The organism is Sphingomonas sp. CV7422 (genome assembly GCF_027945725.1).
Lineage (GTDB): Bacteria > Pseudomonadota > Alphaproteobacteria > Sphingomonadales > Sphingomonadaceae > Sphingomonas > Sphingomonas kyungheensis.
This window is the reverse complement of record NZ_CP115900.1, coordinates 2,925,563-2,948,450: the sequence shown is the minus strand read 5'-3', so window position 1 is coordinate 2,948,450 and position 22,888 is coordinate 2,925,563. Positions and strand designations below refer to the sequence as shown.

At 68.9% G+C, this 22,888-nt stretch carries 21 protein-coding genes and 1 tRNA gene; 10 read left to right on the top strand and 12 right to left on the bottom strand.

The window, feature by feature from the left end; all coding sequences use genetic code 11:
• Positions 1–98 precede the first annotated feature (98 nt).
• Positions 99–1,652 carry a spinster family MFS transporter gene (locus PBN85_RS13970; protein ID WP_443026786.1) on the top strand — a complete coding sequence of 518 codons (1,554 nt, stop codon included), beginning with the start codon at positions 99–101 and terminating at the stop codon, positions 1,650–1,652.
• Between the two features lie 16 nt (positions 1,653–1,668).
• Here PBN85_RS13970 and PBN85_RS13965 read toward each other — a convergent pair whose 3' ends face one another.
• Positions 1,669–2,205 (bottom strand): superoxide dismutase family protein, encoded by a 537-nt coding sequence (locus PBN85_RS13965; protein WP_037532173.1) that lies wholly within the window; start codon positions 2,203–2,205, stop codon positions 1,669–1,671.
• A complete protein-coding gene (thpR, locus tag PBN85_RS13960) occupies positions 2,205–2,801 on the bottom strand; it encodes an RNA 2',3'-cyclic phosphodiesterase (protein WP_271299377.1) in 597 nt (198 codons plus the stop codon). The genes PBN85_RS13965 and thpR overlap by 1 nt, the downstream gene beginning before the upstream one ends.
• Positions 2,802–2,935: 134 nt before the next feature.
• On the opposite strand from thpR, the gene PBN85_RS13955 reads away from it, so the two are divergent.
• From PBN85_RS13955 to PBN85_RS13940, 4 genes are all read left to right on the top strand, one after another.
• Positions 2,936–3,688, top strand: coding sequence for a Bax inhibitor-1/YccA family protein (locus tag PBN85_RS13955; protein WP_037532177.1), 753 nt, complete (start codon positions 2,936–2,938; stop codon positions 3,686–3,688).
• A 77-nt stretch (positions 3,689–3,765) separates the two neighbouring features.
• Complete coding sequence (locus PBN85_RS13950; RefSeq protein ID WP_271299376.1) at positions 3,766–4,545, top strand: transglutaminase-like domain-containing protein; 780 nt, start codon at positions 3,766–3,768, stop codon at positions 4,543–4,545.
• Between the two features lie 66 nt (positions 4,546–4,611).
• Positions 4,612–4,881: a hypothetical protein gene (locus PBN85_RS13945; RefSeq protein ID WP_271299375.1), complete on the top strand. Its 270-nt coding sequence runs from the start codon at positions 4,612–4,614 to the stop codon at positions 4,879–4,881.
• Positions 4,882–5,119: 238 nt separating this feature from the next.
• Positions 5,120–5,677 (top strand): hypothetical protein, encoded by a 558-nt coding sequence (locus PBN85_RS13940; protein ID WP_037532184.1) that lies wholly within the window; start codon positions 5,120–5,122, stop codon positions 5,675–5,677.
• 17 nt (positions 5,678–5,694) lie between these two features.
• Here the strand turns inward: PBN85_RS13940 and PBN85_RS13935 are convergent, their stop codons facing one another.
• The 3 genes from PBN85_RS13935 to PBN85_RS13925 form a co-directional block, all read right to left on the bottom strand.
• Positions 5,695–6,420: an extensin-like domain-containing protein gene (locus PBN85_RS13935; RefSeq protein ID WP_271299374.1), complete on the bottom strand. Its 726-nt coding sequence runs from the start codon at positions 6,418–6,420 to the stop codon at positions 5,695–5,697.
• The gene (locus PBN85_RS13930) at positions 6,420–7,163 is read right to left on the bottom strand and encodes an NUDIX hydrolase (RefSeq protein ID WP_271299373.1); all 744 of its coding nucleotides are present in this window, start codon (positions 7,161–7,163) and stop codon (positions 6,420–6,422) included. Before PBN85_RS13930 ends, PBN85_RS13935 begins: the two co-directional genes overlap by 1 nt.
• A gap of 59 nt (positions 7,164–7,222) precedes the next feature.
• Positions 7,223–7,298, bottom strand: a tRNA-Ala gene (locus PBN85_RS13925).
• 280 nt (positions 7,299–7,578) lie between these two features.
• On the opposite strand from PBN85_RS13925, the gene PBN85_RS13920 reads away from it, so the two are divergent.
• Positions 7,579–8,796: a DUF2171 domain-containing protein gene (locus PBN85_RS13920; protein WP_271299372.1), complete on the top strand. Its 1,218-nt coding sequence runs from the start codon at positions 7,579–7,581 to the stop codon at positions 8,794–8,796.
• Positions 8,797–8,911: 115 nt separating this feature from the next.
• Positions 8,912–9,901 (top strand): NADP-dependent oxidoreductase, encoded by a 990-nt coding sequence (locus PBN85_RS13915; protein WP_081792915.1) that lies wholly within the window; start codon positions 8,912–8,914, stop codon positions 9,899–9,901.
• On the opposite strand, the gene PBN85_RS13910 is transcribed toward PBN85_RS13915, so the two are convergent.
• Positions 9,891–11,579: a hypothetical protein gene (locus PBN85_RS13910; RefSeq protein ID WP_271299371.1), complete on the bottom strand. Its 1,689-nt coding sequence runs from the start codon at positions 11,577–11,579 to the stop codon at positions 9,891–9,893. The two genes, PBN85_RS13915 and PBN85_RS13910, sit on opposite strands and share 11 nt — an antisense overlap.
• A 153-nt stretch (positions 11,580–11,732) precedes the next feature.
• Entirely contained in the window at positions 11,733–14,432 is a 2,700-nt protein-coding gene (locus PBN85_RS13905) for an Rne/Rng family ribonuclease (RefSeq protein WP_271300900.1), read from the bottom strand.
• A 490-nt stretch (positions 14,433–14,922) separates the two neighbouring features.
• Here PBN85_RS13905 and PBN85_RS13900 point away from each other — a divergent pair, with 490 nt between their 5' ends.
• Positions 14,923–16,164 carry an N-acetylmuramoyl-L-alanine amidase family protein gene (locus PBN85_RS13900; protein ID WP_037532190.1) on the top strand — a complete coding sequence of 414 codons (1,242 nt, stop codon included), beginning with the start codon at positions 14,923–14,925 and terminating at the stop codon, positions 16,162–16,164.
• Between the two features lie 21 nt (positions 16,165–16,185).
• Here PBN85_RS13900 and ypfJ read toward each other — a convergent pair whose 3' ends face one another.
• Complete coding sequence (ypfJ, locus tag PBN85_RS13895) at positions 16,186–17,097, bottom strand: KPN_02809 family neutral zinc metallopeptidase (RefSeq protein WP_037532191.1); 912 nt, start codon at positions 17,095–17,097, stop codon at positions 16,186–16,188.
• A 104-nt stretch (positions 17,098–17,201) separates the two neighbouring features.
• On the opposite strand from ypfJ, the gene PBN85_RS13890 reads away from it, so the two are divergent.
• Both PBN85_RS13890 and PBN85_RS13885 read left to right on the top strand, forming a co-directional pair.
• A complete protein-coding gene (locus tag PBN85_RS13890; RefSeq protein WP_271299370.1) occupies positions 17,202–17,987 on the top strand; it encodes a 3-hydroxybutyrate dehydrogenase in 786 nt (261 codons plus the stop codon).
• Positions 17,984–18,598 carry a DUF4893 domain-containing protein gene (locus PBN85_RS13885; protein ID WP_037532197.1) on the top strand — a complete coding sequence of 205 codons (615 nt, stop codon included), beginning with the start codon at positions 17,984–17,986 and terminating at the stop codon, positions 18,596–18,598. Before PBN85_RS13890 ends, PBN85_RS13885 begins: the two co-directional genes overlap by 4 nt.
• Before the next feature lie 178 nt (positions 18,599–18,776).
• Here the strand turns inward: PBN85_RS13885 and PBN85_RS13880 are convergent, their stop codons facing one another.
• The 4 genes from PBN85_RS13880 to PBN85_RS13865 form a co-directional block, all read right to left on the bottom strand.
• Positions 18,777–19,160 carry a bactofilin family protein gene (locus PBN85_RS13880; RefSeq protein WP_037532199.1) on the bottom strand — a complete coding sequence of 128 codons (384 nt, stop codon included), beginning with the start codon at positions 19,158–19,160 and terminating at the stop codon, positions 18,777–18,779.
• Between the two features lie 4 nt (positions 19,161–19,164).
• Positions 19,165–20,280 (bottom strand): peptidoglycan DD-metalloendopeptidase family protein, encoded by a 1,116-nt coding sequence (locus PBN85_RS13875; RefSeq protein WP_443026785.1) that lies wholly within the window; start codon positions 20,278–20,280, stop codon positions 19,165–19,167.
• Between the two features lie 250 nt (positions 20,281–20,530).
• Entirely contained in the window at positions 20,531–21,196 is a 666-nt protein-coding gene (locus PBN85_RS13870; protein WP_271299368.1) for a hypothetical protein, read from the bottom strand.
• 95 nt (positions 21,197–21,291) lie between these two features.
• Complete coding sequence (locus tag PBN85_RS13865; protein ID WP_271299367.1) at positions 21,292–22,815, bottom strand: CpaF family protein; 1,524 nt, start codon at positions 22,813–22,815, stop codon at positions 21,292–21,294.
• Between the last annotated feature and the right edge of the window lie 73 nt (positions 22,816–22,888).

The window sequence follows — 22,888 nt, the reverse complement described above, 5'->3', positions numbered from 1 at the left end:
AACCCGCCCGCCGACCGCGTCCGGCCGGTTTAGAGCATCGGGTATCGTCTTCCCGCCACGCCTCTGCTAGCGTGAGCCGGCAAGGCGAGGGGATGGCGATGGCCGAGGCGACGGCGGGGGCAGGCGAACAGCGGGCGTCGCCTTATGCCTGGTACGTGCTCGGCATCCTGTTCGTCGTCTATGTCCTCAATTTCATCGACCGGCAGGTGATCGCCATCCTCGCCGAGGAGATCAAACGCGACCTGCGGCTCAAGGACGAGGATCTCGGCTTCCTCTACGGCACCGCATTCGGCGTCTTCTACGCGCTGTTCGGCATCCCGCTCGGGCGGCTCGCCGACGCCTGGCATCGGGTGCGGCTGATGACGGTGGGGCTCGCCTTATGGTCGGCGATGACCGCGCTGTCGGGTTTCTCGCGGACCGGGGGCGAGCTTGCCGCGGCGCGGATCGGTGTCGGGGTCGGCGAGGCCACGGCATCGCCCGCCGCCTATTCGCTGATCTCGGACCATTTCCCCAAACGGCTGCGGGCGACCGCTCTGTCGATCTATTCGGCGGGCCTGTACGTTGGCGGCGGCGTGTCGCTGTTTCTCGGCGGGATGGTCGTGCAGAACTGGAACCGCGCCTTTCCGGCCGGCGGCCCGCTCGGGCTGGTCGGCTGGCAGGCGGCGTTCCTCGTGGTCGGCCTGCCGGGGTTGCTCGTCGCGTTGTGGATCGCGACGCTGCGGGAGCCGGTACGCGGGCTGGTCGAGGGGCTGCCCGCACCGCCGCCGCATCCCGCGCCGTTTCGCGCCTTCGCCGCCGAGCTGCTCACCATCCTGCCGCCGCTGACGCTGATCGGTGCGTGGCAGGGCGGGGCGCGCGCGCTGTTCGTCAATCTCGCCGCGCTGGCCGGGGTGGCGGCGCTGGTGACGCTGCTGATCGCGCTGGGCGAGCCGGCGCCGCAGTGGATCGCGGTCGGCACCGGCGTCTATGCGGTCTTCTCCTGGGGCAGCGCGCTGCGGCGGCGCGATCCGGCGACCTTTGCGCTGATCGTCGGCACGCCGGCGTTCGTCTGCACCGTGGTGGCGTACGGGCTGATCGCCTTCCTCGCTTATGCCGCCAATTTCTGGGCCGCGCCCTACGCGCTGCGTGTGCTCGGCGAGACGCCGGCGCATGCCGGGCTGTGGCTGGGCAGCAGCGGGGCGCTCGCCGGCTTCCTCGGCGTGACGATCGGCGGGCTGGTCGCCGACCGGCTGCGGCGGCGCAATCCGGCGGGGCGGCTGATCGTCGTCCTCGCCGGCGCGACGCTGCCGGTGCCGTTCCTGATCGGTGCCTTCACCGCGGGCGACGTGTGGATGTTCTATCCCAGCCTGTTCCTCGCCGGGCTGACCGCGAGCGGCGCGCTCGGCGCGGCGGCGGCGACGACGCAGGACCTCGTGCTGCCGCGGATGCGCGGTGCGGCGACCGCGACCTTCTTCATCGGCACGACGCTGCTCGGCCTCGCGCTCGGTCCCTATGCGGCAGGGCGGATCTCGACGCTGTCGGGCAGCCTGTCGATCGGAATGCTGTCGCTGCTCGCCGTCGTTCCGGTGACGGTCGCCTGCGCGGTCGCCGCCTACCGGCTGGTGCCGGCCGCGGAGGCGACGCGCGAGGCGAGGGCGGCGGCGGTGGAATGACCCGCCGCCGCGTCGATCAGGCGGCGGTGAAGACGCCGCAGGCGATACGGCCGCCGCTGTTGCCCGACGGATCGGTCATCAGATCGTCGGCGCCGGCATGGATGACGATCGCGGCGCCATCCGCGTCGAGCAGCCCCGCCATGGTCGCGCCCGGCACCGTCACGCCGAGCGTGCCGCGGCCGTCGGTGCCGACGATCAGATTGGGCAGGTCGCCCTCATGCGGCCCCTGCGGGTTCATGCTACCGTGCTTCGCGGACGTCGGGTTCCAATGGCCGCCCGCGGTGGTGAAGTCGGGCGCGTCGCAGCGGCCGGTGGTGTGGATATGCGCGCCATGCGTCCCCGCCGGCAGGCCCTTGACGTCGACGGTGTAGCGCAGGCCGCCGGCGACCTCGGCAACATTGGCGTGGCCGGCGTCGAGGCCGTTGGCGGTGCGCAGGCTCGCGGTGGCACGGGCGCCGCCCGAGATGGCGCTGCCGACGGCGACCGGGTCTTTCTGCGCGCAGGCGGCAAGCGCGAGCGACGACAGGCCGGCAAGGACGAGGATAACGCGCATCAAGGGTCTCCCGAGGTTTCCGAACGAACCGGCAGGACCTGCGGCGGTTCCGCCGGCGGCGCAAGGGGCCAGCGCATCACCGGCTCGTACAGCGCGCCGCCGTGGCCGAGATGGCTCTGGTAGAGGATGAGATGCGGCAGCACGAAGGCATCGCTGGCGAGCGCGGCGTGGCGCGCCAGCCAGGCATCGATCTCCGGCGCGGCACCGGCGCTGCGCGGCAGCCGGGCGAGCGTGACGTGCGGCAGATAGGCGCGCCGCTCGGGCGCAAGGCCGGCGCGCGTGCACGCCTGTTCGACCTTGCGGGCGAGGTGGTGCAGCGCCGCGGTCGGGGCGAGCCCCGCCCACAAGGTATCGGTTCGCCCCTTGTGCGCGAACTGGCCGACGCTGTGCAGCCGGACGCAGGGCGCCGGCGCATAGAGCGCGGCGAGCGCCGCGGCGACATCCTCCGCCTGCGGCCGGTCGACATCGCCGAGGAAGCGCAACGTGCAGTGCAATTGCGCATCGTCCTGCCAGCGCGCGGCGAGTACGCCGTCCATCGCGTCGAGCAGCGAATCGCGGATCGCGGCGGGCGGGCGGAGCGCGACGAACAGACGCATGGCGAGGGTAACGCCTCTTTGTAAAGTTCTGTTGCTTTGGAACCGGGACTTAGCCGGTTTCGCTTGAAATGGGACCACGGCAGGCCGATATTTCGGTCATCCGGCATGTGGTCGGTAAAGGAGTTTTGGATACCATGGCTAACTGGTCTGACCCCCGGCCGAGCGCCGCGCCGTTCGGGGCCACGCGCACCGACACAGCGCGCAGCGGTGCCTATGACGCGGGTCTGCGCTCGTACATGCTGTCGGTCTATAATTACATGGGCTCGGGCGTGCTGCTGACGGGCATCGTCGCGCTGCTGTTCGCCTGGGGCGGGGCCTCGTCGCCCGCGGCCCAAGTGTTCATGGGCGGCGGCTTGCTGCGCTACGTGCTGATGTTCGCGCCGCTCGGCGTCGTCTTCGCGATGAGCTTCGGGCAGGGGCGGATGCAGACCTCGACGCTGCAGATGCTGTTCTGGGCGTTCGCGGTGCTGATGGGCCTGTCGCTGTCGACGATCTTCCTCGTCTATAGCGGGACGTCGATCGCCGGCGCGTTCTTCTCGACCGCAGCGGGCTTCGCCGGTCTCAGCCTCTATGGCTATACGACCAAGAAGGATCTGTCGGCATTCGGCACCTTCCTGATCATCGGCCTCGTCGGCGTGATCGTCGCCAGCCTGATCAACCTGTTCCTTCAGTCGAGCGTGCTCAATCTGGTGATCAGCATCGTCGGCGTGCTGCTGTTCGCGGGCCTCACCGCTTACGATACGCAGCGCACCAAGAGCCTGTATTTCCAGGTCGCGGGCACCAACATGGTCGGCAAGGCCGTGGTCATGTCGGCGCTGTCGCTCTACCTCGACTTCATCAACATGTTCCTCTTCGTGCTGCGTCTCTTCGGTTCGCAGCGCAACTGATCCGACCGGACCTCCGTCTGGTTCAACGAGCCCGGTGGCCACGGCCGCCGGGCTTTTTCGTGTGAAGGAATAGGCCGATGCGCCTCTCGATCGACGTCGCGCTCGATTATGCCATCCTCGGCCCGCCAAGCGACGTGCTGTTGCAGATCGAGGCGGCGGCGATGCCCGACCAGCGGATCGTTTCCGAATCGCTGACCGTGTGGAGCGACACGCCGGTGGTGGCGGTGCGGGGCGAGGAGGGGATCGGCCAGCGCTGCTGGATCCGCGCCGACGGCTGGCTCAAGGCGCATTATCGGGCGGAGGTCGAGGTGACGCGCGCGCCGGTCGATCTCGCCAGCCTGCCGGCGACGCCGGCGCGCGCGCTCGACGGCGCGCTCATCCCCTATCTGCTGCCGAGCCGCTATTGCCAGTCGGACCGGCTCGAAGGCTTCGTCCGCCGTCGCTTCGGCGGCATGGGCGGCGGCGCGCTTGCCACGGCGCTCGCCGACTGGGTGGCGGAGTCGCTCGACTATCGCGCCAATACCAGCAGCGGCGAGACGACCGCGATCGATACCTTCGCCAGCCGGTCGGGCGTCTGCCGGGATTACGCGCATCTGCTCGTCGCCTTGGCGCGGGCGGGCGAGATCCCGGCCCGCTGCGTCGCCGCCTACGCACCCGGCGTCGATCCGCCGGACTTCCATGCGGTCGCCGAACTGTGGCTCGACGGCGCGTGGCGGCTCGTCGATGCGACGCGGATGGCGCCCGCCGAGACGATCGCGCGCGTCTGCGTGGGCCGCGACGCGACCGACATCGCCTTCATGACGGTGTTCGGCATCGCGCAGTTCGTCAATCAGACGGTCCGGGTCACCGCGGCGTGACTGACCGGCAGGAACGGAACGGCGCGGGCGAACGTTGCTGGTTGGTAAACTCAGGAGGGTGTCATCATGACCGGAATTGACGAAAAGGCTCTCGACAGCCTGTCGGTCGCGCCGAACGCCAGCAACCAGGAGCGTGACCCGCGCCAGGATGCCGGCCAGGACAAGTCGATCAACAAGCGGCTCGAGAAGAACCCAGACAGCGCCGACGCCCGGCTCGATGCCGGTCTCGACGAATCGATGGATGCGAGCGATCCGCCCTCGATGACGCAGCCCGGTCACGATCGCGATCCGGCGCCCTCGTCGGGCTTCGACGAAGAGGCCGAGCGCAACCGGTAACGCACGCGCCGATCGGATTGGATAAAGACGGCGGTTCCGCGAGGGGCCGCCGTCTTGCTATGGGCGATCCGGCTATCCTGCGACGTTTGCGACCAAAATCACTCCGCTCGTCGCAATCTATGTTGCGCCGCAGCAGCTTTCATGATGCTTTTGTGACGCGGGGCGTCCCACGTTCAGGATGTTGTTAACCAACATGAGCGAGGATCGTGCCGACTTCTCTGGCGGGTGGGGTGACGACATGGGTGCCAAGAACAGACCGGCGGAAGGCGCGATGACGCTGGCCGAGATGAAGGAATTCGCGAGCTTTCCCAGCTCGACGCAGCGCTATATCCGGCGCAGCCTCGATATCGGGCTCGATCGCGACGACGCGATGGTGCGCTGGTCGCGCGACGTGGTCGAGGCGGCGAGCATCCGCGCGCAGGCGCGACTGTATCGGGCACTCCCCGATCTGCGGCTGCTGGTGCCGGATGACGCCGATCTCGCCGCGGTCGAGCCGTTCCTCGCGCCGCTGGTGACGTTGGTCGGCTTCGATCTGGGGCAGGGGCGGCTGACCAGCTTTTCCGCGTTCCGCTTCCTCTACGAGCGGCTGATCGGCGCGGCGGCGCGGCCGTGGCTGCCGAGCGCCTTCTGCGCCGCGGCGGCGCTGCCGCACCTCCACCCGGAGCTGCGCCGCAAGCTGCTCCAGTCGATCAGCGAAGCGGCGGCGACCGCCTCGGGCTGGTCGAACCGCAAGCCGGCGTTCTTCCCGCACTGGGTCGAGAAGGTCGACACGGGATCGGCCGCCGCGCCGCACTGATCACGGCGGCGGCGGCGTCACCGACAGGCGCGCCAGCCGGCGGTGCGGTCGGCCTGATCGAGGTGCAGATGGTCGTGATGCGCGGCGTTATAGTCGGGGGACAGCGTCGTCGCGAACAGCCGGCAGGCGCCGTCGCGCACCTCGTGCAGGAAGGCCGCATCATCGCCGTCGCCGCGCCAGTCCCGCGCGACGGTGATGCGGCGGCCGTCGGCGAGGCGGAAGCCGGCGATATCGACCGCGTCGGCGGTGGCATGTTCGCTCCACGTCCCGGCGTCGCGGCCATAGATGCGCCGGCACGCATAGCTGCCGAAATGGTCAATCGCGACGACGCGGCTGCCGAAGCGGCGCTGCGCGGCGGGTTGCACCACCTGCCACTCCCATACGGACAGCGCCGCGGCGACCGGGCAGGCGATGCCGAGCCCCGCCGGGCGATAGTCGATCGCGCGCGCGCCCCCGTCGGCGAAGCGCACCCCGTCGCGATAGCCGCACCGCCCCTCCTCACGCGGCGGCAGCACCCGATACCGCACCCCCGCCTGGTCGAGCAGCGCGCGGCATAGCGGAAAGTCACGCGTCAGCGCGGTGAGCTTGCGCCCCGTCGACAGCCCGACCGGCGCGGCGAGATCGAGCGGCGTCCACGGCAGATCCTCCGACCGCCCGCGCAGCAGCCCCCACAGCAGCAGCGCCGCGGCGGCGAGCGCGACGAGGAGCGCGAGGCCGCCGATCAGCCGGCGCAGCGCCCGCATCAGCCGCGCTGCACCTGCGAGACGGGCTCTGCGGTGACCGGATAGCCGTAATCGTCCGGAATGCAGAGCCAGTCCTGACCGTCGCGCGTCTCGACGAAGGGCGTGATGGTGCGGACCGGGTGGCGCCGCGCCTGCGCAACCGCGGCATCGTAATCGGCGAACAGAGCAAGCCGTTCGAGCGTCCGCCGCGTCGGATAGATCAGCGTCACCGCGCCCGCATCCGCCTCGCGCAACACCGCCGCCGCGCTGCTCCAGCACAGCCGCACCGTCTCGGTGGCATCGGCGCTCGCCGTCGCATCGGCGGGCGCGCGGGCCAGGAAGAACAGGGTGTCGAAGACGCGCACCGGTACGTGATCGGGCAACCAGCGCGCGAACGGCACCAGCGCCGCGAGATCGAGCGCGATGCCATAGTCGGAGAGGATCGCGCCGAACGGCTCGCCGCCATGCAGGCGGCGGCGGATCGTCTTGACCACGGCGGGCGAGGGGGGCGGATCGAGCCCGATCGCCAGCCCCGCCTCCTCGATCGTCTCGCGGATCGCCGCGATCCGCGCCGCGCCGTCCGCGCCCGCATCGATCGCCGCGGCCAGCGCCACGTCGCCCGGATCGATCCGCCCGCCGGGAAACACCATCGCGCCTCCGGCAAACGCCAGCGCACGCGCGCGTTCGACCATCAGCACGTCGGGCGGCGCGGCGTCGCGGTCGCGCAGCAGGATCAGTGTCGCGGCGGGGATCGGATCGGTCATCGCACGCAGAACGTCTCAGCGGCGGCGATGGAAGCACAAGGCGGAAGATGGGGGTGCGGTGGTGGAGCTGAGGGGAATCGAACCCCTGACCTCTGCAGTGCGATTGCAGCGCTCTCCCATCTGAGCTACAGCCCCGCACCCCGGCTCGGGACCAGCCCGAGAGCGACGCCATTAGCCGCACGATCCGGGCGATGCAACAGCCGCTTGCGCCTGCTGCCAAAAAATCCCCCGGGGCGTGTGGGCGCCCGCGTTTCCGATGCTGCGGCAGGCCGATGGCTGGTTGCGACGCAAAGCCGTTACGCGGCGCTAACAGTCGGAACGAAGGGCCATTTTAATCTTTATTTCGATTAGGAGCACGGTCGCGCAGCAACGACGCGGTCGGCACCCGCAGGAGCTTTTGTCGAAGGAGACGATCATGGTCTACGAACGCAATACCCGAGGCGACGCGCACGGCGACGATTACAACAGCGGCGGCAATCAGGGCTACGGCCGCGATTACACCTATTCGAGCGCACGCGACTATCAGGCCGCGGGGCGGTACGGCAATGACGGCCGGAACGATCGTCAGGACTATGGCGCACGCGACTATGGCAACCAGCGGTACGGCCAGCGCGACCAGTCCTATGGCGGCGGGCGCGGCTATGACGGTGATCGCGGCTATGAGGGCGGACGCGGCGGCTATGGCGCCTCGGGCAACGACTATGGTCGCAGCAACTACGGGCGCAGCAGCTACGGCCAGGACGACCGCTACGGCCAGGATCGCTCCGACAATCGCAACCGCTACGGCGCCGATGCGGGCCAGTATCGCGGCAGCGAGCAGGAATATCACGGCAGCTACGGCAGCGGCAGCCGCCGGTTCGAGGATTTCGGGTCGCACCGTCACGACGACGACGACAATTACCGCGATCGCAACCGCAACGCCGCCGGCCGCGGTCAGCAGGGCTATGGCCGCCAGCCGCAGGGCTATGATTACGAAGACCGCGGCTTCCTCGCGCGTGCCGGGGACGAGGTCCGCTCGTGGTTCGGGGACGAGGACGCCGAGCGTCGCCGCGAGTTCGATTCGCGCCAGGATCAGCAAGCCAATCATGATCGCGACAACGATTATCATAGCTGGCGCCGTGGCCAGATCGACGCGCTCGACCGCGATTACCACGAGTATCGCCAGGAAAACCGTACCAAGTTCGAAAACGAGTTCAGCTCGTGGCGTTCGAACCGTCAGACGCAGCGTGACTCGCTCAACAAGGTCGAGGAGCATATGGACGTCGTCGGCTCGGACGGCGAGCATGTCGGCACCGTCGACAAGGTGCGCGGCGATCGCATCATCCTGACCAAGAACGATGTCGATGCCGGCGGCCGCCACCATTCGATCCCGTCGAACTGGCTGCAGAGCGTCGATGGCAAGGTGACGCTGAGCAAGACCGCTGCCGAGGCGAAGAAAGCGTGGCGCGACGAGGAGCGTAGCCAGGCGATGTTCGGCGAGGACCAGTCGCGTCGCGAGCCCTATGCGAATACGCGATCGTCCAACCCGACGTCGAACACGCAGTCGACCGCCACGGGCAGCACGAGCACCAGCACGAGCAGCACCGACGGCGACGGCAAGACGCTCAACAAGAGCTTCTCGGGCACCTACTGAGCCCGAGCGACCGTCACGCGAAGGCCCGGGCATGTCCCGGGCCTTTTGCGTTGCGGTGGACAGGGGATCGGCGCAACCCGATCCCCCTTCATCACCAGCAACGGAGATTGATACGATGGCACGTGCATGGAGCCTGACTTCCCGGCCCGAGGGGCTGCCGAGCGACGAGCATTTCGCCCTGATCGACCTGCCGCAGCGCGATCTTGCCGAGGGCGAGGTGCGCATCGCCAATCAATGGCTGTCGGTCGATCCCTATATGCGCGGCCGGATGAACGACGTGAAAAGCTACACGCCGCCGTTCGCGCTCGGCAAGCCGATGGAAGGCGGTGCGATCGGCACGGTCACCGAAAGCCGGTCGGAGCGGTTCAAGCCCGGCGATGCCGTCCAGCATTTCGCCGGCTGGCGCGACGAGGCGGTGCTGCCCGAGTCGCAGGTCCAGCCGCTGCCCGAGCTCGACGTCGATCCGCAGGCCTTTCTCGGCCAGCTCGGCATGCCGGGGATGACCGCGTATTTCGGGCTGCTCGAGGTCGCGCAGGCGAAGGAGGGCGATACCGTCTTCGTCTCCGCCGCGGCGGGTGCGGTCGGATCGACGGTGGTGCAGATCGCCAAGGCCAAGGGCTGTCACGTCATCGGCTCGGCCGGCGGCGCGGAGAAATGCGCCTGGGTCCAGTCGCTCGGCGCGGATGCGGTGATCGACTATAAGAGCGGCACGCCGGTGGTGAAGGCGCTTGGCGAAGTCGCGCGCAACGGCATCGACGTCTATTTCGACAATGTCGGCGGCGATCATCTCGATGCGGCGCTGGCGCACGCCAATCTCCGCGCGCGCTTCGCGATCTGCGGGATGATCGACGTCTACAACAGCAGCAAGCCGACCGCATTGCGCTACCTCGCCCGTCTGATCGGCAATCGCATCCGCATCCAGGGCTTCATCGTCAGCGACTTCACCGATCGTGCCGCCGATTTCTATCGCGACATGGGCGGCTGGCTCAAGGAAGACCGGCTCAAGCGTCACGAGACGGTGATCGACGGCCTCGACCATATGCCAGAGGCGTTCCTCGGCCTCTTCTCGGGCGGCAATACCGGCAAGATGCTGGTCAAGGTGTAACCCGCGACCAGGGCGGCCGCGCACGAACGTCGAGCCGGCAGAGCCCGCGCAGGCGATGGCGCTGCGCATAGCGGCGGACCCGCGCGTCGTAATCGGCGGCGCGCGGCTCCGCGAAATCCCAGTCGGGCGGGTTGAAGGTCGAGAAACCGTTGATCGTCGGCACCCGCCACAGTTCGGCGAGCAGCATCGCATCGACATTGTGCGGGTAGCGGGCGTGCAGCTCGCGGCTGATGTAGAGCGGCTCGGTCGGGCGGGTGGCGACGACGTAGAAGCTGGCGCAACCGGGGGGTGGCGGCGAGATATGCATCAGCGCGGCGCGCTGCTCGGCGCGGCTGAGCTGCGCCGGCGTCTCGGCGCTGAGATTCTCGGCGACGAGCAGCGCGGCGAGCCCTGCCGCGAGCCACGGCCGGCGGCGGAACAGCCGTCGCGCCCGCTGCCGCCAGACCGCGGCGGCGATCAGCAGCAAGGGCAGCGTCAGCCACAATTGGTAGCGCGAGATCGTCCGCAGGCCCTTGGCGCCGGGGACGAGGTGGAAGACCAGCAGCCACGGCGAGGCCTTCCAGAGTTGTATCGTCAACAGCCAGGCGACGATCATCGCCAGTGCGAAGGCGCGCAGCGTCGCAGGCGCCGGACGGCAGCCGTCGATCCGCCGCGTCGCGACGATCCGCCATGCGGCGAGCAGCGCCAGCGCGCAGAACAGCAGCGGAAACCCCGCCTCATGTTCGCCGCCGAGCACACGGCCGGGGAGGGCCGGATCGTCGGGAAGCAGGCGGTGGACGAGCGCGAACAGGGGCAGGAACAGCCATCCCCAGACGATATTGCCCGGACCGACGTTGATCATGTCGATCACCGGCGTCACCAGATAGCCGAGCATGTCGTCGACCGCCTCGCCGCCCGTCTCGCGCACCTTGGGCAGGTACAGCCGCAGGAAGGGCAGGATCGCGACCGCGAACGTCGCCACACCGGCGAGGATCGTCCCGGCATGCCGGCGGAGCAGGGCGATCCAGTCACCGGGCCGCCATGTCCGCGTCACCACCGCCCAGCAGGCGCAATAGAGACAGGCGGAGAAGAGCGTGAACCACGCCATGTAATAAGAGGTGAGCAGCCATGCGGCGAGCAGCAGCGCGAGCCCCATAGCGGCGAACCGGGCGCGCGTCAGCCGACCGGCCTGCTCGGCGCGGACGGTGGCGATCGCGAGCATCATCGCGACGGGCTGCAAGGCGACGCTCTGCAACTGGGCATGGACCGCTTGCAGCGTGATATTGCTCGCGACCGTCCAGAGCAGCGCCACCGCCAGCCCGGTGCGTTGCCCCCAGCCGAGACTGCGCGCGACGAGGGCGTACGCCGCAGCGAAGCCGATCGTCTTGAAGGTGAGGATGTTGAGCGTGTCGGCGTGGAACGGGTCGGCGATCAGCCGCCAGCCGCTGTAGACGAGTCCATACAGCAGATAGCCGTCGTTATAGCCGAGCGTCGCGTGATAGGGATGGAAGTAGAAGCTGGTGTCCCAGGCGGCGACACCGGCGAGAACGTTGCGCCAATGTTCGAGGATTGCGATTTCGATGATCGCATCGCCGCGCTCGCCGAAGCCCAGATCGAAACCGCTGACCAGCGCAGACCGGCAGAAGAGCGCGATCGCCACGACATAGACGAGCAGGACGGCGGCCGACCGGACGACCATGCGGGGGCGGTCGGCGACAGGGGGCGACTGGAACATGCCGCAGGATCGTATACCGCGGCAGCCATTGTGTCCAATTCAGACATTATATAGCGAAGTCAAGACGTTCGCCGGGTTCCTTCCCCGTCCGGCGCGCGGACGGGGAAGGGGCAGGGCTCAGGCGCCGAAGGTGCGCTGCCACCAGCCGCGGCGCGGGGTCTCGCCACCGGCGTCGGTCGCGGCGTCGTCCGCTTCCGCAGGCTCTGCGGCGGCTTCGGGTTCGGCCGGGGCGGGCGCGGCCGTCTCGATCGCCGGTGCGGCCTCTTCGGTCGCCGCCTTGCGGGTGCGGCGACGCTTCGGCTTCTCCTCGGAAGCCACCTCGGCGACGGGGGCCGGCTCTGCCGCCTCGGCGACCGGCGCGTCGACCTTCTTCTTGCGCGTGCGCTTCGGCTTGGCTTCGGCGAGCGGCTCGGCCGGCTCGGCCGGCGCCGCCTCGACCGGCTCGGCGACCGCCGTCGTCTCGACGCTCTCGGCGGCCGGAGCGGCGGCACGGGCACGCGGACGGCGGCGCGTCTTGGGCGCTTCGACCGGCGTCGCATCCTCGGCGGCGGCGGGCTCGGGCGCATCGAGGCCGGTGATCACCGGGCCGGCATCCGCCGCCTCGACGATCGGCTCGAGATCGGCCGGCGGCAGATCGGCTTCGGCGCCACCGTCGGCCTCCTCCGTCGCGACGACGTCACCGGCGGCGTCCTGACGACGGCCACCGCGGCGACCGCGACGGCCGCGGCGACGGCGACCCTCGCCCTCGGCACGCTCGCCCGACTCGACCGGTGCTTCGGCGTCGCCATCGGCTTCGGCATCGGCCTCGACCGGCTCGGCTTCGGCTTCGCCGTCGACCGACTCGGTGTCGAGCGCGGCTTCGTCCTGCGACGTCTCGCCATTCTCGTCCTTGCGACCGCGACGCCCGCGCCGACGGCGGCGGCGACCCCGACGGCCTTCGCCGTCGTCATCGCTGCGCTCCTCGCGCTGTTCCGACCGGCGACCGCCCTCGCGACGCGGCTCCGCCTCGGCCTCGACGACCTCTTCCTCATCCTCCTCGTCCTCGATCTCCTCGGGGACGTCGTCATAGTCTTCCTCGACCAGCGCCTCGATCTTGGGCGCATAGGCGGGCGGCGGGCCGGATGCCTCGACCGACATGCGCGCGCCCTCCTCCTCGCGATCGGGGATGATCTCGACCTGGACGCCGTAGCGATCCTCGATCTCGGCGATATCGGCGCGCTTGCGGTTGAGCACGTAGATCGTCGCTTCCTGGCTGGCGCGCAGCGTCAGCAGCGAACCGCGACCGCGCGCCGCCTCTTCCTCGATCAGGCGCAGCGCCGACAGGCCCGCCGACGAGGCGGTGCGGACGAGCCCGGTGCCCTCGCAATGCGGGCAGGCGCGCGTCGACGCTTCGAGCACGCCGGTGCGCAGCCGCTGGCGGCTCATCTCCATCAGGCCGAAGGACGAGATGCGGCCGACCTGGATGCGGGCGCGATCGTCCTTGAGCGCCTCCTTCATCGCCTTCTCGACCTTCCGGACATTGGAATTGTTGTCCATGTCGATGAAGTCGATGACGACGAGCCCGGCCATGTCGCGCAGCCGCAGCTGGCGCGCGATCTCCTGCGCCGCCTCGAGGTTGGTCGCGGTCGCGGTCTGCTCGATATTATGCTCGCGCGTCGAGCGGCCGGAGTTGATGTCGATCGACACCAGCGCCTCGGTCGGGTTGATGACCAGATAGCCGCCCGATTTGAGCTGCACCACCGGATGGTACATCGCGGCGAGCTGATCCTCGACATGTGCGCGCTGGAACAGCGGCACCGCGTCGGCATATTGCCGGACGCGCCGCGCGTGGCTCGGCATCAGCAGCTTCATGAAGTCCTTGGCGTGGCGGAAGCCCTCCTCGCCCTCGACGATCACCTCGTCGATGTCCTTGTTGTAGATGTCGCGGATCGCGCGCTTGATCAGGTCGCTGTCGCCATAGATCAGCGCCGGCGCCGACGAGCCCAGGGTCGCGTCGCGGATGCCGTCCCACAGCCGCGCCAGGTAATCGAAGTCGCGCTTGATCTCGACCTTGGTGCGCTGCAGCCCGGCGGTGCGGACGATGCAGCCCATCGACGGCGGCAACTGCATGTCCGCCATGATCGACTTGAGGCGCTTGCGGTCCGACGCGTTGCTGATCTTGCGGCTGATGCCGCCGCCGTGCGACGTATTGGGCATCAGCACGCAATAGCGGCCGGCGAGGCTGAGATAGGTGGTCAGCGCCGCACCCTTGTTGCCGCGCTCTTCCTTGACGACCTGGACGAGCAGCACCTGACGGCGGCGGATCACGTCCTGGATCTTGTAGCGGCGGCGCAGGTTCATGCGGCGCTGGCGCAACGCCTCGACCTCCTCGTCGTTCGCGGTGCGCGGCTTCTTCGACGTGCCGTCCGACGTGCCTTCGTCGGTGCCCGCCTCGTCATGATCGGCGTCGTCGTGATCGTCGTAATCGTCGCCCTCGTCGTGATCGTCGCCCTCGGCGTCGTCGTCGTCATGCTCGGCGCGCAGCGCGGCTTCCTCGGCGGCATGCTCCGCCTCCTCGCGCAGCAGCGCGTCGCGATCCTCCTTGGGGATCTGATAATAATCCGGGTGGATTTCGCTGAAGGCGAGGAAGCCGTGGCGGTTGCCGCCGTAATCGACGAACGCCGCCTGCAGCGACGGTTCGACGCGCGTCACCTTGGCGAGATAGATGTTACCCTTGAGCTGCTTGCGCTCGACGCTCTCGAAGTCGAATTCCTCGATGCGGTTATTCTTGACGACGGCGACCCGGGTTTCCTCCCGGTGGCGTGCGTCGATCAGCATACGCGTGGTCATTGAACGGTCTCCGCGCGCGTGGCGCTCCTGCGGACGGTCCTGAAAGGAATAAGCCGGAGGGCGCGCTTGCGCGTTGATAGGTGGCGCCGGGCGGACCGGCGCGGGATGGTGAGAATGCGTCTGCTCGCCGCGCATGTCGGGGGGCACGGCCCTCCCACACATCCGACACGCCGCCGGCCGGAGCCGGGCGGTGTCGAACGTTGAGAAAATGCGTCATGCGAGCGTCAACCTGGTTAAAACCGCGCCAGGACGGCGCGGCGACCGATGCGTCGCTTGCACGAATGAAGCGCGACGCATGGGTGCAGTCGGTTGGTAGCATTGCGCTTCTCGTATCGCAACTGGCACGAATTGGCCGCACTCTGCGGCAAGATCATGCCGAATGGCGGCTTAACCTTGCCGGGCAACCCGGTGTTGGCAGGCGGCGGCGTACCGATCGGGTTCAGGCGACGGCCAGATACCGTCGGCCAAGGAATTCGTCATGGCTTTTCGCTGGACCAGCGCCCGCGCGACGCGGCAAGGTCGCCCGATGCTTGCGTTGCTCGCCCTTATCGTCGGCTGGTGCACCAGCGTGCCGGCGCAGGCGGCGGCGATCCGCAGCGTCGCGGTGAGCGGCGGGCGCGTCGTCATCGGTTTCGACGGTCCGGTCGGCGACGCCACCGCGGTCCTGCTCCACGACAGTCGCCAGATCGCGATCGATATCGCGCAGGCGATTCCCGGTGCGCAGGCGCTCGGCGGCGGGCTGGTGACGCGCGTGCGGCAATGGCGGGCGGGGCAGGGCACGCGGTTGCTGCTCGATCTCGGTCGTCCCGCGGTGATCGGCGACGGCGGCTTCGACGCGGCCGGACGGCTGACGGTGTCGCTCGAACCCGCCGATCCGGCGCGCGTCGCCGCGGCGGTGGCGGCAGGGCCGCTGCGCTTCTTCACCATGGACCTCGGCCAATGGCGCGCGCGGCCGCGCTACAAACTGTCGATCCCGGTGCCGCCGCCCGCCCGCCGCGCGCCGTTACCCGAGGTGACGGGCGACGCCAGCCGGCCGCTGGTGGTGATCGATGCCGGCCATGGCGGCGTCGATCCCGGCGCGATCAACCCCGTCACCGGCCTGCGCGAGAAGGACGTGACGCTGGCGATCGCCCGGACGATCCGCGACGCACTGCTCGCCAGCGGGCGGGTGCGGGTGGCGCTGACCCGCGACGACGACCGCTTCCTCGTGCTGCGCGAGCGCTACGGCGTCGCGCGGCGGCTGAAGGCCAGCCTGTTCATCTCGATCCATTGCGACAGCGTCGGCAGCGGCGATGCGAGCGGCGCGTCGGTCTATACCCTGTCGGAGGTCGCCTCCGACAAGGAAGCGGCGCGGCTGGCGATGCGGGAGAACAAGGCGGACGTGATCGCCGGCGTCAATCTCGGCGATGCCGGCGCCGACGTCTCGTCGATCCTGATCGACCTTGCGCAGCGCGAGACGATGAACAGCTCGGCGAGCTTCGCGCGGCTGCTCGGTCGGGAGGCCAAGCCGCTGATCCCGACCAAGCCGGTGTTCCACCGCATGGCCTCGCTGATGGTGCTGAAGGCGCCCGACCTGCCCTCGATCCTGTTCGAGACGGGCTATATCTCCAACCCGGTCGACGCCGCCTTCCTCGACAGCAAGGAAGGCCGCGAGCGGATCGCGGACAGCGTCACCAAGGCGGTCGAGGTGCATTTCGCGCGGCAACTGGCGGGGCGGTGATCGCCCCGCCGGCGGCGCCGATCAGATCGCGCCGCTGAACGTATCGCACTGCGCCGGGTCGCCGGTCTCGATGCCGCGTTGCAGCCAGTGCATGCGCTGCGCCGAGGTGCCGTGGGTGAAGCTGTCGGGGACGACGCGGCCGGTCGATTCCTTCTGCAACGTATCGTCGCCGATCGCCTGCGCCGCGGTCAGCCCTTCCTGGAGATCGCCCTGGTCCATCCGGCTGCGGTTCTGCGCCGCCCACACGCCGGCATAGCAATCCGCCTGAAGCTCGAGCCGGACCGAGGCGGCATTGCCCTCCGTCTCGCTGCCGCTGCGCTGAATGCGCTGCACCTGATCGGAGGTGCCGAGCAGGTTCTGGATATGGTGGCCGAATTCGTGTGCGATCACGTAATCCTGCGCGAAATCGCCCTTGGCGCCGAAGCGGTTGGCGAGTTCGTTGAAGAAGCTGGTGTCGAGATAGATGCGCTGATCCGTCGGGCAGTAGAACGGCCCCATCGCCGACTGCGCCGCGCCGCAGCCAGACTGGCCGTTCTGCGAGAAGAACCGCAAGCCGGGCGCTTCGAACCGCTTACCGCTCTGTGCAAACAGCGCCGTCCATGTCTTCTGTGCCGAGCTGAAGGCATCGCACGCTGCCTTTTTTGCCGGGTCGGACGTACAGACTTGTGTGGCCGAGCCGCCGTCCGCCGGAGCGGAGCGCGTTACCTGCGTGCCACTGCCGCCGCCGCCGAGCATCCCGCCCAAATTGCCGAGTCCGCCGAATACCGCCATCAGCAGCAGGACGACGACGATACCGCCGCAGCCGAATCGACTGCCGATCAAAGGCAGCAGGCCGAACAGCAGACCGCCGCCGCCGCCACCACCACCGAAACCGCCGCCGCGATTCCCCTGATCGCCGACGTCAATGTTGGGGTCAAAATCGTCGAGGCGCATGCGGAACTCCGTTTAGCTTGCGTTACGAATGCCCCAACCCGCCTCCCGGTTGCAACGGCCGCGCCGACGACGCACACGGCAGGCGACAGCAGGAGAGCAGCGCGATGATCCTCAAGGGCAAGACCGCCGTGATTACCGGTTCCACCTCGGGCATCGGCCTCGCTTATGCGCGGGCCTTCGCCGCGGAGGGCGCGGCGGTGGTGATCAACGGCTTCGGCGACGCGGAGGCGATCGAGACGATACGCGGCGAGCTGGCTGCGGCGAGCGGCGCGGCGGCGCTCTACGATGCCGCCGACATGACGAAACCCGAGCAGATCGCGGCTTTGGTCGAGCGGGCCGCCGACGAGACCGGCAGCGTCGATATCCTCGTCAACAACGCCGGCGTCCAGCACGTCGCGCCGATCGAGTCGTTTCCGCCCGAGAAGATGGAGGCGATCCTCGCGATCAACCTGACCAGCGCATGGTATGCGATGCGCGCCGCGGTGCCACTGATGAAGGCGAAGGGCTGGGGGCGGATCATCTCGACCGCCTCGGCGCACAGCCTCGTCGCCAGCCCCAACAAATCGGCCTATGTCATGGCCAAGCACGGCCTCGTCGGGCTGACCAAAACGATCGCGCTGGAAACCGCGCAGCATGGCGTCACCGTCAATTGCATCTCGCCCGGCTATGTCTGGACGCCGCTGGTCGAGGCGCAGATCCCCGATACGATGACGGCGCGCGGCATGACCCGCGAGCAGGTGATGAACGACGTGCTGCTCGCCGCGCAGCCGACCAAGGCATTCGTCACCCCCGAACAGGTCGCCGCGCTGGCGCTGTTCCTGTGCCGCGACGAGGCGAAGGCGATCACCGGCGCCAATCTGTCGGTCGACGGCGGCTGGACCACGGCATGAGGATCGCGCGGATCATCGCCGTCTCGCTCGCCGGGGCAATGCTCGCCACCGCCGCGGTGCGCGGTCAGGACACGAGCGACCGCGACTGGCGCAAGGTGGCGACGCGGCAGGATCGCGAACGGCTGCGCGGCTGGCGTGACGCCTGGGTGCAGGCGCTCGCCAAGGTCCGCGGCAGCGAGGCGGGGCGGGCGCGACTCGCTGCCGACCCGGCGCTGTTCGATCCCGACCGGGTGATCGAGGGCGCGGCGCTGCATCCCGGCCGCTACCGCTGCCGGACGCACCGGCTGGGCGGGATCGGCGCGGGCGGGCCGCCGCTGCTCACCGGCAGCTGGACCGCCTGCCGGGTGACCGAAGCGGGGATGGAGCGTCGCTTCGTCACCGACGGCGATCAGCGGGCGAGCGGCAATCTGTTCGACAGCACCGATTCGCGCACCATCTTCCTCGGCACGCTCGCGCTCGGCGACGAGGATCGGCCGATGCGCTACGGCCGCGACCGCCAGCGCGACATGGCGGGGCTGGTCGAACGGATCGACGCGGCGCGCTGGCGGCTGGTGCTGCCGTTCCCCGGCTTCCACTCGACGCTCGACGTGATCGAGGTCGTGCCCGACTGAACGCAACCTCTGCAAATCCGCCGCCGACATGCCGGCCGCGTTCCGGCACCCGCGGTTCCTCAGGAGCATCAGCCCCTGACCTCGCGGCTCGTCGGAGCGCGGAACGAGGCCGGGGCGGCGGCGAGACGTTCGCAGCGGTCTCGACCGCCCGGAGGTCCCGGCACCGCCGGCCCGGGCGTCAGTCGCTTTCGAGCATCAGCGGATGGTCGTCGACCGGCATGGGCACCGGCATCGGCACTTCGCTGCCCGCCTTGGCGAAGCGGCCCTCGACGCGCGCGCCCTGTTCGATCGTCAGCGATTCATAATGGACATCGCCGATGATATGCGCGCTGCGCTGGATGACGAGCGTGCTGATCGTGATCGTACCGCGTACCGTACCGGCGAGATGCCCCGATTGCGCGCTGACCAGCCCGGTCAGCTCGCTCGACGGCCCCTGGACCAGCGAGGTGCAGGTGATGTCGCCCTGGACCTGGCCGTCGATATGCAGATCGGCGGTGGCGGAGAGATTGCCTTCGATGAAGACGTCGGCGCCGATCATCGAGAAGGTGGACGCTTTGTTCATGGGCTCAGTCGCTACCCTTGGCTGATGATGATGGACGGGAGTCGGGGCGGGTGATCGGCGGTGAAACATGGGTGCGCGCCTCCAGGAATGGGCGAGGGTTGACGGGGCGGTCGTTGATCCGCACCTCGAAATGCAGATGGGGTCCGGTCGATCGCCCGGTCGAGCCGATCGCGCCGATCGTCTGGCCAGCGGCGACCTGCTGGCCGACATGGCTGTGGAAACCGGACATATGGCCGTAGCGCGTGACCAGGCCATCGCCATGCGTCACCTCGACGCAATTGCCATAGCCGGACCGCTGGCCGACGAAGGTCACCACGCCGCGCGCGGCGGCATAGATCGGCGCACCGCGCGGGCCGCGGAAATCGAGCCCCGGATGGAACGAGCCGTGATGGGTGAAGGGATCGGAGCGGAAGCCGAAGCCGCTCGAGATCGAATTCATGCTCGCCGGCAGCACCTGCGGCACGCGGGCGAGGCCCTGTTCGATCGCGCTCATCCGCGACAGGCTGGCGCCGAGCCGTGCGAAGCGCGGATCGATCGAGCCGTCGGCGTCGGTCGACATCGGGAACAGCGGCCCGCCCATCGCGTCGCCGTCGTCGAGCGCGGCGAGCATCATCTGCGGGTTGAGGCCGAGCTTGCGCAGCATCGCGACGTCGGCGGCGCTGCGATGATCGGCATAGCGCGTCAGGCTCTCGACGAAGGCGAGCTGCCGCGCCTCCATCCGCGCGAGATTGGCAGCCTCCGGCACCGCGGCGCTGACCTTGCGGACGGTCTTGGCGGCTTCGGTGCTGCTGTTGGTGACGGTGTCGCCGTGTCTCGCGGCCTTGGGCAGCTCGCCGAGCCGCGTCTGCGTCACCTTCTCGATGAAGTCCTGCCGGCGTTGCAGGTCGGACGCGACGCCGTCGAGATTCTTGCGATAGGCGGCGACGCGATTCTCCGCCTTCTCGACGCGCGCCTGCCGGCTGAGCAATTTGTCGATATCGTAGGATTCATGCCAGCGGATCACGGTCAGCGCGGTCAGCGATCCGCCGTAGGCGAGCGTCAGCACGACGACGCCGACCGCGGCACGCTTCTGTGTCCGCCCGGAGACGCGCAGGAAGCGGACCTGCCCCTGCGAGCGCATGATGAATTCGCGGTCGGGAAACCAGTTCGCGACGCGCGCGCGCACGTCGGTCAACCGTTGTCGAACGGTGACGCGAGCGACAGATTGGCCCGCGCGATGCGGTTTCGGCTTGTTCAAAGCGATCCCGCTTCCATGACCCCATGATCCCTGCCCCATCATAGAGGGGAGGGATCATGGACCGGCGACACGGGCGGGTCAGTCGCCGCGATCCGCGTTCAGCCGCTCCACAGCTGCGACGAATCGAATGGTGTCAGCGGGCTGGCAGCGGCTGCACCGTCGCCAGCGGGGGCGCGGCGGCAGCGGCCGCCGGCAACGCCGGCGCGGGCTGCGCCACCGGCAGCGCGGCGAGCGGCGGCAGCGAGGCGAGATAGGCCTTGCCATGCTGGTGGATGACGGTGACGCGTCCCGGATTGGCCGCCGCCACCGCCTGCAAATAAGAGCGCGGCTTCTTCATCAGCCTGGGATGATCGAGCCCGGTCAGCCCGGCGATGCGCGCGGCTTCCTTGACGAAGTGGACGCAGTTGCGGTCGTTGAGATTGTAGCGGCCGTCGCCGGTCTTCTCGTCCCACGCCGCGATCAGCCCGAGCACCTGCGTATATTGCGCGTCGCTCAGCACCACCGCGAACTGCGCGTCGCTGGTGCCGATATAGAAGGGCCTGGAGATATCGAGCCGCCCGGCGACGCTGCCCATCAGCAAGGCGGGCGACACCGATTTGGCAGTGAAGCCGTAATTGACGTCGACCGGTGCGCCGCCTGCGTCCGGCACGCCGCGCAGCGTGAAGAAGGCGTGCGGGAAACTGTTGCCGAGCTCATGGCTCCAGAAGGTGATCGTCACCGCCGCAAAGGCCGGCCCCGCGCCAAACAGCGTCCCGAGCAGCAAGGCGAGGCCGAGGAGCGGGCGAAGCAGGATACGCATGGCGGCGAAGATAGCGGCAAAGGCGCCGTGCGGGAACGGATATTGCGTTGAATGCGGGCCCGGTCAGGCCTTTTTCCACAACCCGCGTCCGCCCCCTACAGGCACGCCTCCAGGAACGCCTGATCGAAGCCGAACTGCTTCGCCTTGTCGAGCGTGTACGGGCGCAGGCCCATCGAGCGGTATTCGCCGATGATCTTGCCGTCGGCGCTCTCGTCGAGATATTCGAACTTGAACAATTCCTGCGTGACGATCACCGGGCCTTCCATGCCGATCACCTCGGTGACGTTGGTGACGCGGCGCGACCCGTCGCGCAGGCGCTTGACCTGGATGATCAGCTCGACCGAATCGGCGATCTGGCGGCTGATCGCCTCCTTCGGCACCTTGATGTCCGACATCATCACCATGTTCTCCATACGCGCCAGCGCCTCGCGCGGGGAGTTGGCGTGGAGGGTGCACATCGAGCCGTCGTGACCGGTGTTCATCGCCGCGAGCATGTCGAAACATTCGGACCCGCGGATCTCGCCGAGGATGATGCGGTCGGGGCGCATACGCAGCGCGTTCTTGACGAGGTCGCGGATGCTCACCTCGCCCTGGCCCTCGAGATTGGCGGGCCGCGTTTCGAGCGGCAGCCAGTGCGGCTGCTGCAGGCGCAGTTCGGCGGCGTCCTCGATCGTCAGCACGCGCTCGCCGGGGTCGATCATCTTCGACAGGGCGTTGAGCATCGTCGTCTTGCCCGAGCCGGTGCCGCCAGAGATGACGACGTTGAAGCGGCTCGCGCCGGCGATCTTGAGCGCGGTCGCCATCTTCGGGCTCATCGAGCCGAACCCCGCCATCATGTCGAGCGTGATCGGCTTGGCGGAGAATTTACGGATCGAGATGGCGGTGCCGCGCAAGCTCAGCGGCGGGACGATGACGTTGACGCGGCTGCCGTCCTTGAGGCGCGCGTCGGCGAGCGGCGTGGTCTGGTCGACGCGGCGGCCGACCGAATTGACGATGCGCTGCGCGATCTGGAACAGATGCTCCTCGTCGCGGAACTGGATCTGCGCGAGTTCGAGCTTGCCCTTGCGCTCGACATAGGTCTGGTCGGGGCCGTTGACCATGATGTCGGTGATCGCCGGATCGGCGAGCAGTTCCTCAAGCGGCCCGAGGCCGAGCAGCTCGTCGACCAGCACCTTCTCGAGCGCGAACTGTTCGCGGCGGTTGAGCGTCAGCTTGAGCTCGGCGAGCACCTCGCCGATGATCGGGCGGAATTCCTCGGCGAGCTCGTCCTTGCCGAGCGTCGCCGCCGCTTCCGGATCGACCCGTTCGAGCAGGCGGGGCAGCACCTGTTCCTTGATCTTGTGGATCGAGGCCTCGAAGCCCTCGTTACGGCTGCTGCCGGCGTCGCCGCTGGCGTTCTGCCGGTCGGTGAGGCGCTGGATCGCGTCGACCGTGCCGGCGGGCATCATCGCGCCCGCGTCATCGCTGCCGGGCAGCGGGATCGTGTCGATCGGCGGGAACTGGCTGCCGGCGGCGTCCTCCGCACGCGGCATCGCGCCGCCCTGCATCGGCCGCGCCACGCCAAACGCCGGCCGCACCGGCTGTCCGCTCATTCCGTTCCGACGTCCGAACGCGCTCATACACCTATCCTCGACCTTCGGCGTTCAGGCCTAGGCAGGAGAGTTTGAGATTTTCCTAACCAAACCAAAACGG

Excerpts from the sequence above, each read along its gene's own strand:
- PBN85_RS13935 (WP_271299374.1), bottom strand. The coding sequence starts at position 6,420 with ATGCGGGCGCTGCGCCGGCTGATCGGCGGCCTCGCGCTCCTCGTCGCG.
- PBN85_RS13970 (WP_443026786.1), top strand. The coding sequence starts at position 99 with ATGGCCGAGGCGACGGCGGGGGCAGGCGAACAGCGGGCGTCGCCTTAT.
- PBN85_RS13905 (WP_271300900.1), bottom strand. The coding sequence starts at position 14,432 with ATGCTGATCGACGCACGCCACCGGGAGGAAACCCGGGTCGCCGTCGTC.
- PBN85_RS13955 (WP_037532177.1), top strand. The coding sequence starts at position 2,936 with ATGGCTAACTGGTCTGACCCCCGGCCGAGCGCCGCGCCGTTCGGGGCC.
- PBN85_RS13865 (WP_271299367.1), bottom strand. The coding sequence starts at position 22,815 with ATGAGCGCGTTCGGACGTCGGAACGGAATGAGCGGACAGCCGGTGCGG.
- PBN85_RS13930 (WP_271299373.1), bottom strand. The coding sequence starts at position 7,163 with ATGACCGATCCGATCCCCGCCGCGACACTGATCCTGCTGCGCGACCGC.
- PBN85_RS13920 (WP_271299372.1), top strand. The coding sequence starts at position 7,579 with ATGGTCTACGAACGCAATACCCGAGGCGACGCGCACGGCGACGATTAC.
- PBN85_RS13915 (WP_081792915.1), top strand. The coding sequence starts at position 8,912 with ATGGCACGTGCATGGAGCCTGACTTCCCGGCCCGAGGGGCTGCCGAGC.
- PBN85_RS13940 (WP_037532184.1), top strand. The coding sequence starts at position 5,120 with ATGGGTGCCAAGAACAGACCGGCGGAAGGCGCGATGACGCTGGCCGAG.
- PBN85_RS13890 (WP_271299370.1), top strand. The coding sequence starts at position 17,202 with ATGATCCTCAAGGGCAAGACCGCCGTGATTACCGGTTCCACCTCGGGC.
- PBN85_RS13965 (WP_037532173.1), bottom strand. The coding sequence starts at position 2,205 with ATGCGCGTTATCCTCGTCCTTGCCGGCCTGTCGTCGCTCGCGCTTGCC.
- PBN85_RS13945 (WP_271299375.1), top strand. The coding sequence starts at position 4,612 with ATGACCGGAATTGACGAAAAGGCTCTCGACAGCCTGTCGGTCGCGCCG.
- PBN85_RS13900 (WP_037532190.1), top strand. The coding sequence starts at position 14,923 with ATGGCTTTTCGCTGGACCAGCGCCCGCGCGACGCGGCAAGGTCGCCCG.
- ypfJ (WP_037532191.1), bottom strand. The coding sequence starts at position 17,097 with ATGCGCCTCGACGATTTTGACCCCAACATTGACGTCGGCGATCAGGGG.
- PBN85_RS13875 (WP_443026785.1), bottom strand. The coding sequence starts at position 20,280 with ATGCGCTCGCAGGGGCAGGTCCGCTTCCTGCGCGTCTCCGGGCGGACA.
- PBN85_RS13950 (WP_271299376.1), top strand. The coding sequence starts at position 3,766 with ATGCGCCTCTCGATCGACGTCGCGCTCGATTATGCCATCCTCGGCCCG.
- PBN85_RS13880 (WP_037532199.1), bottom strand. The coding sequence starts at position 19,160 with ATGAACAAAGCGTCCACCTTCTCGATGATCGGCGCCGACGTCTTCATC.
- thpR (WP_271299377.1), bottom strand. The coding sequence starts at position 2,801 with ATGCGTCTGTTCGTCGCGCTCCGCCCGCCCGCCGCGATCCGCGATTCG.
- PBN85_RS13910 (WP_271299371.1), bottom strand. The coding sequence starts at position 11,579 with ATGGTCGTCCGGTCGGCCGCCGTCCTGCTCGTCTATGTCGTGGCGATC.
- PBN85_RS13870 (WP_271299368.1), bottom strand. The coding sequence starts at position 21,196 with ATGCGTATCCTGCTTCGCCCGCTCCTCGGCCTCGCCTTGCTGCTCGGG.
- PBN85_RS13885 (WP_037532197.1), top strand. The coding sequence starts at position 17,984 with ATGAGGATCGCGCGGATCATCGCCGTCTCGCTCGCCGGGGCAATGCTC.